Genomic DNA, 15,202 nt, shown 5'->3' with positions numbered 1-15,202 from the left:
TGGGATCACAGCAATCGCCGCGCGGAGTAGGATGCAAGGCGTCAAAGAGTACTCACCATGCCTGATCTGGAATCCCTGCAAGTCTTTCAAGCCCTTAACCGCTCGCCCAACGCACGCCTGGAGGCCTGCGCCGAGCTCGGTGACGGCTTGTCTGCGGCCTTGTGGAGCAACCATCACGATGCCCAGGACTACCAGGCGCCGAGCCATCACACGTTGTCGTGCTACATCGGCGGTGGCACCGGTACGTTTCGACGTGACCAGCCGGGCACCAAGGGCGGGCCCGACAAGCTGTGCATCCTGCCAGCCGAACATCAATCCGCCTGGGTGATCAACGGCGAAATCCGCCTGGCCCACGTGTATTTCAGCCCGGAGCAATTCGCCCTCGGCTGCGTCACCCTGCTGGACCGCGAACCGCGCACGCTGCAATTGCGCGAAAGCACGTTCCTGGAAGACGCCAGCCAAGCGCGTCGCTTCCATCAGCTTATTGCGCTGAACTGGCACGAACCCGCCGAACGCTTGCTGACCAGCAGCCTGGCCCATGAAATGCTCAGCCACACCCTGCTCAGCCAGGTCGGCGCCCGCGAAGGGTTGCGCTTGAAAGGCGGACTGGCCGCGCACCAACGCCGGTTGTTGGTGGAGTACATCGACCAGCACCTGGAAGACCCGATCAGCCTCGGGCAACTGGCCGGGATGTGTGCGCTGTCCGAATACCATTTCGCGCGGATGTTCCGCCAAAGCTTCGGCTTGCCGCCTCACCAATATCTATTGGCGCGCCGGCTGACCCGCGCCCAGGCCCTGCTGCGCAGTGGCGCCCTGCCCTTGGGTGAGATCGCCTGGATGTGCGGTTTCTCCAGCGCCAGCCACTTTACCCATCGCTTTCGCCAAGCCATGGGCGCCACGCCCGGCGAGTACCGCCAGGCGTTCTGCGCCTAGACCATCAAGCCCAACGTCTTGGCCTTGGCCACCGCTTGCGTGCGCCGCTCCACACCGAGCTTGCTGTGGATGCGCCGCGCGTGCGTCTTGACGGTGTGCAGGGAGATAAACAGCCGGTCGGCGATTTCCAGGTTCGAGCTGCCCTGGGCGATGAGTTGCAACACTTCCAACTCGCGCTGGCTGAGGGGGTTTTCTACGGTACCTGGCGTTGAGGCCTGAGGCTCCATGCCCAACTCACTCAACAAGCCCGGCGAACGCAGACGCAGCTCGCGAATGGCCTGCTGAACCTGGCAGCGCGCCGCCAGCTCCAGCCCGGTTTGCAGCGACCGTCGGGCAAGAACAGGATCGCCGACTCGCCAGGCCACTTCCCCCAGCACCAGGTGCAACTCGGTCTCCAGGCAGAGCATGCCGCGCTGATGAGTGCTTTCCAACAATGCCATCAGCCGGGCCACCGGCTGCTCGGCGCAGCCCACTTTGACCTCCGCCAACACCAGCAGGTACTCAAGCCGTGGGATCAGTTCCAGGGTAGCCGGCGGCGCTTGCTTGGCCGTGGGCCCACGGAAATGGCGCAGCACGCGGCGCACCGCTTCCACCGTCAACTCCGCACGGCCCTGCTGCAACCAGAAGTGCCCGCTGACCAGCAGCAATACCGCGCGGTATACCGTGTCCGGGACCTGGCGTTGCTGCATCAGGCGCTCGGCGTCGCGTAACTGGACAAAAGCCTGGGCATAGTCGCCCCGGTTGGCAGCCAGCAACGCCAGGCCAAGAAACCCGTAGAGCACACGTTTGTCCTGACTGTGCAGGCACATCTTCAAGCCGTTCTCGAAACATGCTGCGGCCAGGCTGTCCTGCCCCTGGCGCAATGCCAAATGCCCACGCCGCAAAGCGATACGCCCTACCAAGGGCCCGGCCTTGAGCCGCTGTTTGAGCAGTATCCCCTGCACATTCTCCAGCAAGCTTTGCGCGCGATACGGTGCGCCGCGCTGCTCCAGCAACTGTGCATGGTCCAGCTCAAGCAGCGCTTCCAGCAGCAACGAGCCATGGGCCCGCGCCAGGCACAGTGCCTCACGATTAAGTGACTGGGCCACGTCCAGCTCACCGCGCAACAAGGCTTGTTGGGTGAGCCCCGACAGGCACATCAGTCGCGACGTCCACGCGCTGTCGGGCAACGCTTGCAGCGCTTCAAGAAAATGCACACGAGAACGCTCGGCATCACCGCCCAAATGCAACAGCCAACCCCATTGCGCCTGCCATCGCGCCAGCAGGTAGCGTTGCTGCGCTGCCGTCGGCTGTGGCGCAAACCGCGCCAACTGGTCGATGCATTGCGCGGCCTGGTCAAAACGCCCGGCAAACAGCAACGCCGCGGTAACCAGCCCCACCAGTTGCGCCGAGCCGAGCATCAATTCATCGCCGTGCTGCTCATGCAGGCGCAGCAGCAACACGGCGTTCTGTTGACGGAACAGGTCCTCGAAACTGAAGTGCTGCAACAGGCTCACTGCCACTTCGTATTCTTCGGCCAGCAACGCCTGCTCGAAGGCGGCCTGCCAGTCCTGTTCGGCGGTAAACCACTGGCAGGCGCGTCGGTGCCAGGAGCGCTTGGCTGGCCACGGCTCGTCACGCAGCAATTGCGCGAGCGGCGGGAAGACCTGCAGCCAGTCGGTGTCTTCCCACGGCTGGATAAACGCACCGAGGGCCTGCAAGTCGCGCAAATACTGATCACCGTCGCCATAGCCAAACAGGTGCTCACACAGCCCGGCGTTGAAGCGCGGCAAGTGGGCGAGCACGCGCCAGGCGTCGGCCAATTCGGTTGGCAAGGTGCTGAACAGTTCGTGTTGCAGGTAGTCGAGCAAGGTCTTTTGCGGATGACCATCGCCCAGCAACGCGATGCGCACGCCGGCGCACCAGCCGGCGCTGAACTGCAGCATGTCGTCGACAGACTGCCCCGGCGAATGGTTGAACAACTGCTGGATTTCGGCAGGGGTAAACGCCAGGTCGGCGCCGCATTCAAGCAGTTCATCGTCGAGCAGCAAGCGCGGCCAATTGCACATCGGGCGCCGCCGTGCCCCCAACCACCAGGTCAGCGCCGGGCTGCTGGCGGTGAGCAGACGGTCGAGCAAAGCATCGGTGTCCGGCGCAGGGAGCCGGCAGAAATCATCAAGGAACAGCCATGCACGAGACTGCCAGCGGGAGAGGTCCAGCAGCAGCGTGGCTTCATCGGTGAACGCCAGGCCCAGGTTCTGCGCCAGGCGTTCGCAAAGATCGAGGGGGCTCAAGGCCGCGCCATTGAGCGGCAACCAGTACACCTGGCAGCCCTTGGGTGCTTGTAAGGCGCATTCGGCTAGCAGCGCGCTCTTGCCGCTGCCGCCAGAGGCGCACAGCAACTTGACCCTGGCTTGCGCTGCCAACAAAGGCTCGGCCAGGCGCGGGCGCAATAAATGATGGGAGGACAGCCGGGGCATGAATCCAGGACGGTCCAGGCAGCGTGTCATGGCGGTCATTGCTGCATCCTGCTTTTTTATTGTTTTGCAACCTGGCGCCTACCCTAGTCCTGTGGCTGGCGGTTGTTGAAGAAGTATTCAGCAGGGTGATTGGTGCCCATAAAATTCAAGCCTTACACAACTCAATGTGGGAGCGGGCTTGCTCGCGAATACAGAGTGTCAGTCGATACATGAGTGACTGACCCACTGCCTTCGCGAGCAAGCCCGCTCCCACATTTGATTGCATTTCAAATCAAGGATCAGCGAATGCCCTCGGACCTCAGCGCAGCCGGGGTGTAGTCCGCCGCCTTGGCCGCGAAGCCGAACACGAAGCTGCTCTTCTCCTCGTTTTTCATGCCCAGGGCGATGTAGCGACCGGCAATGATGTCGTACAGGGTTTCCACGGTGTACGCCGGCACCTGGTGGTCGTAGTAGAACTGCGCATGGCCTTCGGCGACACGCCACAGTTGGCCACGACCGTCGTAGTGGTCCACCAGCGCGACTTGCCAGCTGTCTTCGTCGATGTACATGTGGCGCTTGGCGTAAATGTGCCGCTCACTCGGCTTGACCGTGCCGACCACTTCCCACACGCGGTGCAACTCGTAGCGGGTCAGGTCCTGGTTGATGTGGCCGGCCTTGATGATGTCGTCGTACTTGAGCGTCGGCTGATCCAGCTTGTAGCTGTTGTAGGGGATGTACATCTCCTTCTTGCCCACCAGTTTCCAGTCGTAGCGGTCGGGGGCACCGGAGAACATGTCGAAGTTATCCGAGGTACGCAGGCCATCGGAGGCGGTGCCCGGCCCGTCATACGCCACTTGCGGTGCACGCCGAACGCGGCGTTGGCCGGCGTTGTAGATCCACGCCAGCCGCGGTTCCTTCACCTGGTCGAGGGTTTCATGCACCAGCAGCACGTTGCCCGCCAAGCGCGCCGGCGCGGTGACCGATTGCTTGAAGAAGGTCAGCACGTTGGCGCCCTTGGCCGGGTCCATGTCGGGGATCAGTTGCGGCACGGCCACTTCTTCCTCGAAACGGATCGGCGTGTAGCTGCCGTTGGTCTGCGGGGTGGCCTGGGTGATGATGCGGCGCAGGTTGCCGCCGTGGTAACGGGTGATGTGGTTCCACAGCACTTCCACGCCGTTCTTCGGAATCGGGAACGCGTAGTAGCGGTTGCCGGTGAAGTTTTCCAAGCCATTGCCGTCGTTGATCGCATGCACGTTCAAGGCACTGCGCTTGATCGACTCGTAGATATCCGGCGGCAGGTTGACCGTGCGGTGAGTTGGGTACACCGGGATCTTGTAGGTCTCGGGGTAGCGCTTGAACATCGCCACCTGGCCCTCGGAAAGTTTGTCCTTGTACTTGTCGACCGTCGCCGCGGTGATCACGAACAGCGGTTTTTCAGTGGCGAACGGGTCGGCGAGGAAGCCCTTGCTGTCCACGGCACCGGCGTTTTTAGGAATGCCGCCGGTCCAGGCCGGGATCGAGCCATCGGCGTTGCCGGCTTTTTCGGCGCCGACCGGGGTCAGGGTGGTACCCAGCTTGGCGGCTTCTTCCGGGGTCACGGCGGCCATGACGTTGGCAGCCAACAGGCTCAGGGCCAATACGCCGCATTGCAGAATCATCTTGCGCATGAAGTTATCCTTTTCAAACCGTGATCAGAAGTTCGCGCCGACGCTGAAGGAAAGGAAGTCGCGGTCGGTCAGGGTGTTGTAGTCGCCACCGAAAAAGTCGGTGTAGCTGAGGCTGGCGGTATAGGTGCTGCGGTAATCCGCATCCACGCCGATGCTGATGGCCTTGGCGCCTTTGTTGAACAGGCCGTTGGGGCCATAACCGGCCACGTCATGGGACCACGACAGGTTGGGCTTGAGGTTCACCCCGAACAGCGCGTTGTTGTAGTCGAGGATCGCCCGGGCGCGGTAACCCCAGGAGTTCGCCGTGACAAAACCGTCGGTGTCGCCTTGGAAACCATAGGCGCCGTAGACCGAATCGCGGCCGTAGCGAAGCTTGGATTTGTCTTCCAGCCCGCCGACGTGCACGTAGGCCGCCTCGCCCACCAGGGTCAGACGCTCGGCACCGAGCACTTGGTCGAAGAACTGGGTCATGGTGCTTTGGATCTGGGTGATTTCCTTGCGGCGGTAGCCTTTGTTGTCGTCGCCGAAGTTGCTGCGGATGGGTGAGGCCAGTTGGCCGGAGACTGGGTTGATCAAGGCCAGGGTCAGATCAGTCGTATTGAGCTGCACCGGCGCATTGGGCCGGTAGCTGATTTCCCCGGTCCACGCCGTGCCGGTGGGCAAGGTGGTGGAAAAGCTGGCACCGAACAGGCGGATATTTTCCGGGTAATCGAGGTAGTACTGGCCGCGTCCGAGCATCAGGCTCTGGACCAGGCCAGGGCCGCTGTTGGGCGCACGAGCGTTGGCGGCGGCGGAGATCGCGGCAAGTGTGAGTGGGTTCGCGGTATTGGTGATGGTACCGACGGTCGGTGTACGACTGTGGTAATTCATGAAGTACAGGCCGTACTCGGTGTCATCCCCCAACCAGCGCAAGGCCGCACCGAACTGCCCGCCATCGCGGGCATCCCGATCCCGTGCGCGCTGCACAATCACACCTTCGCGCGTTACCTCAAACCCCTGCCCAAATGCTGCAGCCACAGGTTGCAACGGCGCGATCGCCGGATTACCCACGGTGTAATTGCTATTGCACCCATGGGCTGCCACATCCCCACCGAAGAACGTGCCGCAGTTATCCAGCACCGTGTTTTCCCAGTTCAACTGGTAGAAGCCTTCTACCGTCAGTTGGTTGGTCAGGCTCTGGGAGGCAAACAGCATGTTCACCGGAATCAGCCCTTCCTTGATCTCGGCCCCCGGACGGCGGAAAGCCGAAACGTCGATGGGGTTGATGCTGTTGATGGAGTTACCAATAAAGGTACTTTCGCCCCAACTGACCACTTGCTTGCCCAGTCGCACGTTGCCCGGCTGATCGCCAATGGCGTAGTTGTGATACACAAAAGCATCGAGCAACTCATAGCCGGATGAGCGAGCGCCCTCGTCGCGATGGTGATTGCTGATCTGTTTGAATTCGCGGTCTTCGTCCTGCAGCTCAAAGTCGTACCAGTACTTGCCGCGCACGAACACGCCGCTGTCGCCGTACTTGAGTTCCAGGTCGTGAATACCCTTGAAGATCTTGGAGAAGGTCTCGCCCTTCTTGAAGTTCAGCCGGCCGTCATCTCCGGTAGACGCCTGCCCGGTGCCACCGTTGACGGTGCCCACCAGCTTCTTGTCGGCGTCGCGCATGCCCCAACTCGCGCCCACCGAGAGTGATGAGTCGAATTGCCCTTCGATCTCATCGCCAATATTGAACGAAACAGCCTGTACCTGGGCACAGCAACCCAGTGCAACCGCAGCGGCCAGCGCCTGTGGCCTGAAGATGGCGCGCATTGTTGTTTTTGTCATGCGTCTTCCCCGGTGAGTGACAGAAGGCCCCACCCTACTGCCGCGCATCAGGAGCGATAAGCGCACCAAGGAGGGATTCGTGTTGTCGCTCAAAAGGATTAACGGGCGCTCTGGCCGGGGTCTTGGCGCGGGCATGGATCGGGTGGATGGCGGGTTATCAGGGGAATGGATAGCGCCCAGATCGACTGTTGCCAGTTTCGCAACAGTCCTTGTCATGAATCGGGATTACTCATTTTGTTACAAGCGACTATTCTTATCTCGCTTTCAGGGCAAACGGCCCGCTTCCCCAACCGGAAGAAAAGCCAGTCTTGAATGGATTGATGCCTGTTTTCAATCTGTTAACGGTGTTCACTGACGTTGATTTGTCGCTCCTTGATCCAACGTCTTACTTCGGCCGCTGCCTTTGCAGCGGCCTTTTTTATGCCAAAAATAAAACGGGGCGCCATCAGCGCCCCGCAGGATTCAAATCTTTTCAAGCAACGATCAGAGGCTGTACTTCTGTAAGTTGGCCATCATCTCCTTCAACGCCTCGATGTTGTCCTTAGGATGAGCCGCACCGTCGAAGTCGCAAATCTGCTGCCAATGCGCTGCCACATCGTCGGGAGAGAAACCGGCCTCAGGGTCAAAGCCCACCCCCAGGCTGCGCTCCCAACGAGTCTTGCCGATCCAGCCACCGCCCACTTCGAACAACCCCGACGTTTCCTGGCACGCTTCGCTGCCCAGGTACACCACCAGCGGGCTAACCAGCTCAGGTTTGAGGCGCTCGAACACCTGCGGCGGGATCAACCCTTCGGTCATGCGCGTGCCGCCGGTGGGGGCAATGGCGTTGACCAGGATGTTGTTCTTGCGCCCTTCCAACGCCAGGGTGCGAGTCAAACCGTACAGGCCCAGCTTGGCCATGCCGTAGTTGGATTGGCCGAAGTTGCCATAGATGCCCGAGGTGGACGCGGTGAAGATCACCCGGCCGTAACCTTGCTCGCGCAGATGGGGCCAGGCGGCACGGGTGACTTTGTAGGCGCCTTCGACATGCACCCGGTAAACCAGGTCCCAGTCGCTGTCGTCCATTTTGTGGAAGGTCTTGTCGCGCAGGATGCCGGCGTTGTTGACCACCACGTCGATACGGCCGAAAGCGTCGAGGGCGTTCTGGACGATCTTGTCACCGTCGGTGACAGAGTCATGGTTGGCTTCGGCGATACCGCCGGCCTCGCGGATTTCAGCAACCACCCGGTCGGCAGCCGAGGCATTGGCGCCCTCGCCCTGGGTGGAACCGCCCAGATCATTGACCAGCACTTTAGCCCCGTGTTTGGCGAACAGCAGCGCATGAGCCCGGCCCAATCCGCCGCCGGCACCGGTGACGATCACGACCTTATCCTGGAACTGCACTGACTCACTCATACCGAACTCCAATGGCGACAATGGGAATAGGTCGAGTGTCAGGCACACAGGCGCGGGTCACAATAAAGTCGGCTGGGGCTGAATGGTGCGCGATAAGGCTGGGGGATGATGGCCGATGGGCCGCTGATGCTTTAACTGGGAAACGGGCTTTTTGTGGGAGCGGGCTTGCTCGCGAATGCGGTGCGTCAGCTGAATATTCATTTGCTGGTCCACCGTATTCGCGAGCAAGCCCACACACATTGGACCAGCGTGCATTCAGGAGTAGGCCGCTCGCGACACAGGGCCGGCAATCCGTTCGCGAAACGCCCAGTAATGCTTGAGCACCTGCACCGGCGCCTCGATCTGCGGGTAGTGGCCGATGTTGGCCAGCAATACCGTGTCGGCGTGCGGGACCAGCTCACGGTAACGCTCCACCATGTGCGCGCCGGAAATCGGGTCGACTTCACCGTCGATCACTCGCAGCGGAACCTCATCGCGCTGCATCGCTTGCACCCACCGTTCGCGCATACGGCGACGCTGGGGGATATAGGCAATGAGCTTGTGCAGGATGCGCGTGCCTTCGTTGCAATTGATCAGGCTCCAGAAATCATCCAGGGCGCTTTCGCTGGGGCGGGTGTTGGGGCCAAAGATCTGGCTGAAGCTGTTGGACAGCGCATTACGACCGAACGCGCGACCGATCATCCAACCCAGGGGGCTGAGCAGGAGCTTCTGCACCAGCGCCGGGCGATGGGTTTCGGGGAACAAGCCACCGTTGAGAAACACGCAGCTGGCCATCTGGAAACGGCCTTCATAGTGCCGGGCCAGCAGTTCCTGGGCCACGCTGTCGCCGTAGTCATGGGCCAACACATGCACTGCCTGGTCGACCCCGACGTGTTCCAACAAGGCTTGCTGCAAATCGGCCTGTTCCAGCAAACAGTACGCGTGATCCAACGGTTTGGCCGAATCGCCAAAGCCCAGCATGTCGCAGGCGATGACCAGGTTGCGCTGGGCCAGGGGTTGCCACAGGTAATGCCAGTCCCAACTGGCGGTGGGAAAACCGTGGATCAGCAGCAGGGGTTCACCCTGCCCCGCCACCCAATAACGGATGGTGCGACCACGGAACACAAAGCTCTGCCCGCGCTTGCGCCAGGCTCTGAGCGGGATCTCGGCGAGTGGCATCAGCTTTTATACCCCGGGTCTTGGCTGTCCAACTTGCGCAGCAACGCTGGCCACGCCAGCGCGCCACCCATACCTTGTGCGCTCTTGGTGACGGCGGCGACCATCGCTTTAGCACCTGCAAGAATCTGCGGCCCGATGGGAATCAACTCCGCACCGCCATTCTGCGCCAGCACTTGGATATCGCAGGCGCGCTGGAAGGTGAACATCATCAGAAAAGTGTCGGCGATGGTGCTGCCACAGGTCAGCAGGCCGTGGTTGTGCAGCATCAGGAAATTGTTGTCGCCGAGGTCGGCCTGCAAGCGCGCCTTCTCTTCATGGTTCAACGCCACGCCTTCGTAGGCGTGATAGGCCAGGCTCGACAGCACGAAGATTGATTGCTGGCTGATGGGCAATACGCCCTGCTTCTGCGCGGCCACCGCAACACCCGACGCAGTGTGGGTGTGCAGCACGCAAGTGACGTCATGGCGCACTTCATGGATGGCACTGTGGATGGTGTAGCCCGCCGGGTTGATCTCGTAGGGGCTGTCCATCAGCTTGTTGCCGGCCTGGTCGACCTTGACCAGGCTCGACGCCGTGATCTCGTGGAACATCAACCCATAGGGGTTGATCAGGAAGTCTTCAGTGCCCGGCACCTTGGCCGAGATGTGGGTGAAGATCAGGTCGTCCCAACCGTGCAACGCCACCAGGCGATAGCAGGCCGCCAGGTCGACGCGGGCCTGCCACTCGGCAGCGCTGACCTGATCTTTGACATTCTGTGGCGATAGAACGGGGGCTAGGCTCACGACAATGACCTCCTTGGCGCACTTTCTTATTGTTTTTTTGAGTGATGGGCCAGTCTAGTCAGACGCCCTGCCCGCCGTAGTTGCCTTGGCAGCCAGCTTGATGACCGTACGAGTCAGCGTTGAGAATAGTTTAAATCTGGCTAACCGGCGTCAGAGAAGCGCCGCCAATAAAGGCGCGGCGAGCAGGTTGAGCAAGCCCGTCAACACCATCACCAAGCCCGCCACAGAGCCTTCTTCGCCGCCCACTTCCCGCGCACGGCTGACACCCACGCCGTGGGCGCCAACGCCAAACAATGCGCCCCGCGCCATCGGTGTACGCAACGGCAGCCACTTAAGCAGCACGCCGCCAAGCATGGCGCCGAACACACCGGTGAACATCACAAAGACAGCAGTGAGTTCCGGCACGCCGCCGAGGTCGGAAGACACCGGCATGGCGAACGGCGTGGTGATCGAACGGGGCACCAGGGACAGCGTCACCGAACTGTCCAGCGCCAATGCCTTGGCCAAACCGAACGAGGTGGCAATCGACGCCACGCTCCCCGCGATCATGCCGAGCAACAACGCCGACCAGTGACGCGCGAGCAAGCGACGCTGTTGCCAGATCGGCACGGCAAACGCCACGGTGACCGGGCCTAGTATCAACATCAGCCAATGGGTGTCGGCGGCATACTCGGCATACGCGGTATTCAGTGGCACGGCCACCGCCAGCAGCAGCACCGGCACCAGGATCGCCGGTGACAACAGGTAGCGCCCGGTGCGACGGTAGATCCAACGGCTGAACACATAAGCGCTCAAGGTCAGGGCGAGCCAGAACACCGGCATCAGTTCAAGCTTCATGGCGCAGCTTCCAGCGACACACCAGTTCCACGGTAAAGGCCGTCACCAGCATCACCGCCAACGTACTGAACGCGATCACCAGCAGGATGCGCCAACCGTCATTGCGCAACAGGCCGCCGTAGTCCAACAGACTCATGAGTGCTGGAATAAAGAACAGCAGCATTTCTGCCATCAACACACCCGCGCCCAGTTGCAGGGTCGCCGGCTTGACCAGGCCGCTGGCGAAGGTTGCCAACAGCAAACCCAGGCCGACCACACCGCCAGGGATCGGCAACGCAAGCCACGCCGCCAGTTGGCAGCCAAACAGGTAAATGGCCAATAACACGACCAGTTCAATCAGCAGACGGATGAAACGTTTCATGAGCTTTGATTCCTCGCAGGCGCTCATTTTAAAGAGTCACCTGTCATCCCCACAGCGAATTGTTAGACTGTCAGCCATTCCAAACTGGAATTACGATCATGGAATTCAAACAGCTGCGTAGCTTTGTCGAAGTCATCCATCGAGGCGGTTTCACCCAAGCGGGCAAAACCTTGCACATCAGCCAGTCCGCCGTCAGCAAACAGGTGGCACAGCTTGAACAGAGCCTGGGCACGCCGTTGCTTGAGCGCACCGGCTCGCAGATCCGCCTGACCGCCGCCGGCCAGGTGGTGTTGCAACGGGCCGAAGCCATGCTGCGCCTGCAGGGCGAGTTGCTCAGCGAGTTGGATGACATGCAGCAACTGACCCGCGGCGAACTGCGCCTGGGCTTGCCGCTGTTGGCGGGCGACACCTTGTTCGCCGGGCTGTTTGCCGAGTACCGGCGGCGCTATCCGAAGGTCACCATTCAACTGCTGGAAGGCGGCAGCCGTACCATCGAACAGGCGATTCTGAGCGGTGAGTTGGATGTGGGCGGCAGCCTGATGCCCAGCGACCCGGCATTCGCCTGGCAGCCCTTCTGCGATGAGCCGCTGGACGCCCTGCTGCCGATGGATCACCCGCTGGCGCAAAACGCCCAAGTGCGCCTGGAGGAATTGGCCGACACGCCATTTTTGATGTACCAACGCAGTTTTGTGCTGAACGACCGACTGCTGCAGGCCTGCCAAGGGGTGGGCTTTACGCCGAAGGAGGTTGGGCGTAGCGGGCAGGCAGATTTTCTGGCGGCGTTGGTCGCGGCCGGTCAGGGTGTGGTGCTGTTGCCCAGCGTGGTTGCCCGTGCGCTGGTGCGACCGGGTGTGGTGCGCCTGACGCTCAAGGCGCCCGACTACCTACGCTGGGACATCGCGTTTATCTGGCGTGAGGGCGCCTATCTGTCGAAAGCCGCCCAGGCCTGGCTGGCGTTGTTGCGCGAGTTTCCGGTCAACCGCGCAGTGCAGTGACCAACTCGGCCAACCAGGGTTCGGCGTCGGCCTCGGGGGTGACGCTTTCGCTGGCGTCCAGGCGCAGCATCGGCAGCACTTCACGCACGCCCAGTTCGCCGAACAGCTCGCGCATTTGCTCGCCGCCGCCGCAGAAGGTATCGCCGTAGCTGGCGTCGCCCAGGCCAATCACTGCGCCGGGCAGGCCACGGAAGGCGGCGGGCAGTTGATCGCGAAGGGTCGAGTACAGCGGTTGCAGGTTGTCGGGCAGCTCACCCATGCCGGTGGTGGATGTCACCGCCAGGAACGCATCCGGTGCAAACGCTTGCACATCCGCCAGGGTGGCGCGGGGGTTGTGCCAGGCCTCGAAACCGGCCGCATTGAGGATACCGGCGGCGTGGCGGGCAACTTCTTCTGCCGTGCCGTAGACCGAGCCGGAAAGGATGGCGACTTTCATCAATCTGATCCTGTAGTTGAGCGAAAACGTGGGATGTTAGCAGCTCAACTGCGACGGACGAAAAAACGTCTCGATCACATGGACAGATTGCTACGTTGTCTTAGACTTGCGACAACCTTAAAGCACGGATTTGCCCGCAATGATTAACGCCCAACTGATGCAAATGGTCATCAACGCATCCAACGACGGCATTGTTATCGCCGAACGGGAAGGCAAGGACTTGCCACTGATCTACGTCAATCCGGCTTTCGAGCGGCTGACCGGCTATTCCCGCGACGAGATCCTCTACCAGGACTGTCGTTTCCTGCAGTCCGGCGACCGTGACCAACCAGCCCTGATCGCTATCCGCGAAGCCCTCGCCAGCGGCGGCAGTTGCCGTGAAACCCTGCGCAACTACCGCAAGGACGGCACACACTTCTGGAACGAGCTTTCGCTATCAACCACTTACAACCCGGCTGACAAGCAGACGTACTTCGTGGGCGTGCAAAAAGACGTCACGGTCCAGGTCAAGGCTCAACAACGTGTGTCCCAGCTGGAAGCCCAAGTGGCCGAGCTCAAGGCCGAGCTGGCAGCGCTCAAAGCGACGAGCGGATCTAACATTAATTAGAAAAAACGGTCATTAAGAGGATAATGGCGTTTTAACACCTAGCCCTTGAGCAAGCCCCATGCAACGCGACACATTGTTGACGCAGGACGAGCTGGATTTCATTCAGATGATGCACCACAACCCGCAGCTCAACCTGCGGGACGCATCGTCGAGCCTGACCGTCAACGGCGGCGCACAGATTCGTGATTTGCTCACTCGGCTGGCCGCCCACGACCACGTGACGATCCAGGCGCAGTTCGACAACCAGCAACTCACCTTCCCCCTGCACTTGGTGGAAGATGAGTTTCACGCGGTGCACCTGCGCCTGGGCGTGCCGACGATCTTCGAAGACGGCCCCATGATTCGCCCGTGGCGCCTGGCGCTGGAAGCAGCGGTGGCGCTGGAAAACATCAAGGGGCACGCCAGCGCATTGTGGGTGCATGAAGTGTCGTTCAAGGGTGTGCTGGTTGAGATACGTGGCCGGGTCAAACCGCCCAAAACCTTCTCCCTGTGGTTCAGTCCCTCGGGCTATGAGCGCATTGCGCTGCGCGGGACCTTCGAGCGCGAAACCGCGCGCGGGCTGTTTGCCTACCGGCTAAGCCAGGCGGATGCCGACGAAACCGAGCGCCTGCGCCAGTTCATCCTGCATCAGCACCGCCTGGTGCATCCCGAAGTCCACGCCTGAGATCAGGTGTCCAGGTGACCACTTAGAAACTGCTGCAAGCGGCGCTGCATCAGGCGCCCTTCATTGCCCAGGCAGCCGATGGAAGAACCCGACAAGTCGGGCTGGATCAGGTCTGACGCATCGCCGGCCAGCAGCAAGGGACAATCCAACGTCAGCGCCAGGCGCTGGAGCCGCAGCGGCAGCTCGCTACTCGGGGAGCGGTTGGAAAAAAGCACCAGCGCTTGGGGGCGGGTCTTTTCACACACCAGCGTCAGTTCATCGAAAGGCTGGCCGACACCGACCACCTTGACCGAGTATTTCTCTCCCGACATCAACACACCGGCCACCAGTAGTTCCAGCTCACGGCACTCTCCGGCAATGGCCGACAGCAGTACCCTGGGCACCGGCGCAGCACAGGCCAGTTGCAGGCGTTGGGCAGTGCGTGAACGCAGGAAGTTGTCGTAGAACAGCCATTCACTGGCTTGGCCAAAGTGGCCCTGATGACGCAGCAACTGTTGCCACAGCGGCATCAAAATATCTTCAAACACCACGTCGATGGGATAGGCGCAGAAGATCTGGCCGTAGAGCCGGTCGAGTTGACGGTCGTCGAAGGTGCTGATGGCCGAGCGCAGTTGGCTCTGCCACTGGCTCCAGTCCACCTCGGTGTCTGCTCTTGCGAGCGCAGCGGTTTCGGCGTGCTGAGCGTCACGGGCAAGGATTCTGCCGACTTTGCTCACCGCAACGCCGCGCTCGATCCAATCGAGGATGCGGTGCACGGTGTCGATATCAGTGCTTGAGTACAGCCGATGCCCACTTTCGGTGCGAACCGGCTGGATCAAACCGTAGCGCCGTTCCCAAGCGCGCAGTGTGACGGGGTTCACGCCTGTCATGCGCGCAACTTCGCGAATCGGGAACAACACCTCGCTATCGCCGTGGATAGCGGATGCGGTTTCGCGAAGAGGAGCAGTGATTTCGGGCATCTGGAGTCGCAAACGTCCATGTAGGGAGGGTCGCATTTAACGCTGTTTAGCGCACCTGATTCAAGGTTTTCGGCGGTCCGTCAGAAGTGTCTGGCGTATTTTGGCAAAACAGGAATAATCCTTGCCTGCTTTTTCAAGCGTAGCAGCTCTAC

The 15,202-nt window shown here is 61.2% G+C and carries 14 protein-coding genes; 4 read left to right on the top strand and 10 right to left on the bottom strand.

All coding sequences use genetic code 11. The features are described 5' to 3' along the window. Nucleotides 1–57: 57 nt before the first annotated feature. Nucleotides 58–933, top strand: a complete 876-nt coding sequence (locus HF257_RS31380) for a helix-turn-helix domain-containing protein (RefSeq protein ID WP_185710352.1) — start codon at nt 58–60, stop codon at nt 931–933. Here the strand turns inward: HF257_RS31380 and HF257_RS31375 are convergent. The 8 genes from HF257_RS31375 to HF257_RS31340 all read right to left on the bottom strand — a co-directional run bounded on the left by HF257_RS31375 (nt 930) and on the right by HF257_RS31340 (nt 11,389). Continuing rightward, a complete protein-coding gene (locus tag HF257_RS31375) occupies nt 930–3,431 on the bottom strand; it encodes a LuxR C-terminal-related transcriptional regulator (RefSeq protein ID WP_185710353.1) in 2,502 nt (833 codons plus the stop codon). The genes HF257_RS31380 and HF257_RS31375 overlap by 4 nt on opposite strands. A 239-nt stretch (nt 3,432–3,670) precedes the next feature. Continuing rightward, the gene (locus HF257_RS31370) at nt 3,671–5,038 is read right to left on the bottom strand and encodes a DUF1329 domain-containing protein (RefSeq protein WP_185710354.1); all 1,368 of its coding nucleotides are present in this window, start codon (nt 5,036–5,038) and stop codon (nt 3,671–3,673) included. Nucleotides 5,039–5,062: 24 nt separating this feature from the next. After that, a complete protein-coding gene (locus HF257_RS31365) occupies nt 5,063–6,841 on the bottom strand; it encodes a DUF1302 domain-containing protein (RefSeq protein WP_185710409.1) in 1,779 nt (592 codons plus the stop codon). A 498-nt stretch (nt 6,842–7,339) separates the two neighbouring features. Continuing rightward, the gene (locus HF257_RS31360) at nt 7,340–8,251 is read right to left on the bottom strand and encodes an SDR family oxidoreductase (protein WP_185710355.1); all 912 of its coding nucleotides are present in this window, start codon (nt 8,249–8,251) and stop codon (nt 7,340–7,342) included. Between the two features lie 255 nt (nt 8,252–8,506). Continuing rightward, the gene (locus HF257_RS31355) at nt 8,507–9,409 is read right to left on the bottom strand and encodes an alpha/beta fold hydrolase (protein ID WP_185710356.1); all 903 of its coding nucleotides are present in this window, start codon (nt 9,407–9,409) and stop codon (nt 8,507–8,509) included. Beyond that, a complete protein-coding gene (locus HF257_RS31350) occupies nt 9,409–10,191 on the bottom strand; it encodes a class II aldolase/adducin family protein (protein WP_185710357.1) in 783 nt (260 codons plus the stop codon). The genes HF257_RS31355 and HF257_RS31350 overlap by 1 nt, the downstream gene beginning before the upstream one ends. A gap of 150 nt (nt 10,192–10,341) precedes the next feature. Beyond that, nucleotides 10,342–11,028, bottom strand: coding sequence for an LrgB family protein (locus HF257_RS31345; RefSeq protein WP_185710358.1), 687 nt, complete (start codon nt 11,026–11,028; stop codon nt 10,342–10,344). Then, a complete protein-coding gene (locus tag HF257_RS31340; RefSeq protein WP_185710359.1) occupies nt 11,018–11,389 on the bottom strand; it encodes a CidA/LrgA family protein in 372 nt (123 codons plus the stop codon). The genes HF257_RS31345 and HF257_RS31340 overlap by 11 nt, the downstream gene beginning before the upstream one ends. A 98-nt stretch (nt 11,390–11,487) precedes the next feature. Here HF257_RS31340 and HF257_RS31335 point away from each other — a divergent pair, with 98 nt between their 5' ends. After that, nucleotides 11,488–12,384 carry a LysR family transcriptional regulator gene (locus HF257_RS31335; protein WP_185710360.1) on the top strand — a complete coding sequence of 299 codons (897 nt, stop codon included), beginning with the start codon at nt 11,488–11,490 and terminating at the stop codon, nt 12,382–12,384. Here the strand turns inward: HF257_RS31335 and HF257_RS31330 are convergent. Next, complete coding sequence (locus HF257_RS31330; protein WP_185710361.1) at nt 12,365–12,820, bottom strand: flavodoxin; 456 nt, start codon at nt 12,818–12,820, stop codon at nt 12,365–12,367. The genes HF257_RS31335 and HF257_RS31330 overlap by 20 nt on opposite strands. Nucleotides 12,821–12,959: 139 nt before the next feature. Between HF257_RS31330 and HF257_RS31325 the strand changes: the two genes are divergently transcribed. Together HF257_RS31325 and HF257_RS31320 are read left to right on the top strand one after the other, a co-directional pair. After that, complete coding sequence (locus HF257_RS31325) at nt 12,960–13,427, top strand: PAS domain-containing protein (RefSeq protein WP_185710362.1); 468 nt, start codon at nt 12,960–12,962, stop codon at nt 13,425–13,427. A 58-nt stretch (nt 13,428–13,485) separates the two neighbouring features. Further along, nucleotides 13,486–14,091 carry a hypothetical protein gene (locus HF257_RS31320; RefSeq protein ID WP_185710363.1) on the top strand — a complete coding sequence of 202 codons (606 nt, stop codon included), beginning with the start codon at nt 13,486–13,488 and terminating at the stop codon, nt 14,089–14,091. Between the two features lie 2 nt (nt 14,092–14,093). Here HF257_RS31320 and HF257_RS31315 read toward each other — a convergent pair whose 3' ends face one another. After that, the gene (locus HF257_RS31315) at nt 14,094–15,050 is read right to left on the bottom strand and encodes a MerR family transcriptional regulator (RefSeq protein ID WP_185710364.1); all 957 of its coding nucleotides are present in this window, start codon (nt 15,048–15,050) and stop codon (nt 14,094–14,096) included. Between the last annotated feature and the right edge of the window lie 152 nt (nt 15,051–15,202).

This window comes from Pseudomonas cremoris (genome assembly GCF_014230465.1).
The sequence above is the reverse complement of the archived record's forward strand: the minus strand, read 5'-3'. Positions and strand labels throughout refer to the sequence as shown.

What these genes read in the sequence shown, in the direction of transcription:
- HF257_RS31380 (WP_185710352.1), top strand. Translation starts at nt 58, where the DNA reads ATGCCTGATCTGGAATCCCTGCAAGTCTTTCAAGCCCTTAACCGCTCG.
- HF257_RS31375 (WP_185710353.1), bottom strand. Translation starts at nt 3,431, where the DNA reads ATGACCGCCATGACACGCTGCCTGGACCGTCCTGGATTCATGCCCCGG.
- HF257_RS31370 (WP_185710354.1), bottom strand. Translation starts at nt 5,038, where the DNA reads ATGCGCAAGATGATTCTGCAATGCGGCGTATTGGCCCTGAGCCTGTTG.
- HF257_RS31365 (WP_185710409.1), bottom strand. Translation starts at nt 6,841, where the DNA reads ATGCGCGCCATCTTCAGGCCACAGGCGCTGGCCGCTGCGGTTGCACTG.
- HF257_RS31360 (WP_185710355.1), bottom strand. Translation starts at nt 8,251, where the DNA reads ATGAGTGAGTCAGTGCAGTTCCAGGATAAGGTCGTGATCGTCACCGGT.
- HF257_RS31355 (WP_185710356.1), bottom strand. Translation starts at nt 9,409, where the DNA reads ATGCCACTCGCCGAGATCCCGCTCAGAGCCTGGCGCAAGCGCGGGCAG.
- HF257_RS31345 (WP_185710358.1), bottom strand. Translation starts at nt 11,028, where the DNA reads ATGAAGCTTGAACTGATGCCGGTGTTCTGGCTCGCCCTGACCTTGAGC.
- HF257_RS31340 (WP_185710359.1), bottom strand. Translation starts at nt 11,389, where the DNA reads ATGAAACGTTTCATCCGTCTGCTGATTGAACTGGTCGTGTTATTGGCC.
- HF257_RS31335 (WP_185710360.1), top strand. Translation starts at nt 11,488, where the DNA reads ATGGAATTCAAACAGCTGCGTAGCTTTGTCGAAGTCATCCATCGAGGC.
- HF257_RS31330 (WP_185710361.1), bottom strand. Translation starts at nt 12,820, where the DNA reads ATGAAAGTCGCCATCCTTTCCGGCTCGGTCTACGGCACGGCAGAAGAA.
- HF257_RS31325 (WP_185710362.1), top strand. Translation starts at nt 12,960, where the DNA reads ATGATTAACGCCCAACTGATGCAAATGGTCATCAACGCATCCAACGAC.
- HF257_RS31320 (WP_185710363.1), top strand. Translation starts at nt 13,486, where the DNA reads ATGCAACGCGACACATTGTTGACGCAGGACGAGCTGGATTTCATTCAG.
- HF257_RS31315 (WP_185710364.1), bottom strand. Translation starts at nt 15,050, where the DNA reads ATGCCCGAAATCACTGCTCCTCTTCGCGAAACCGCATCCGCTATCCAC.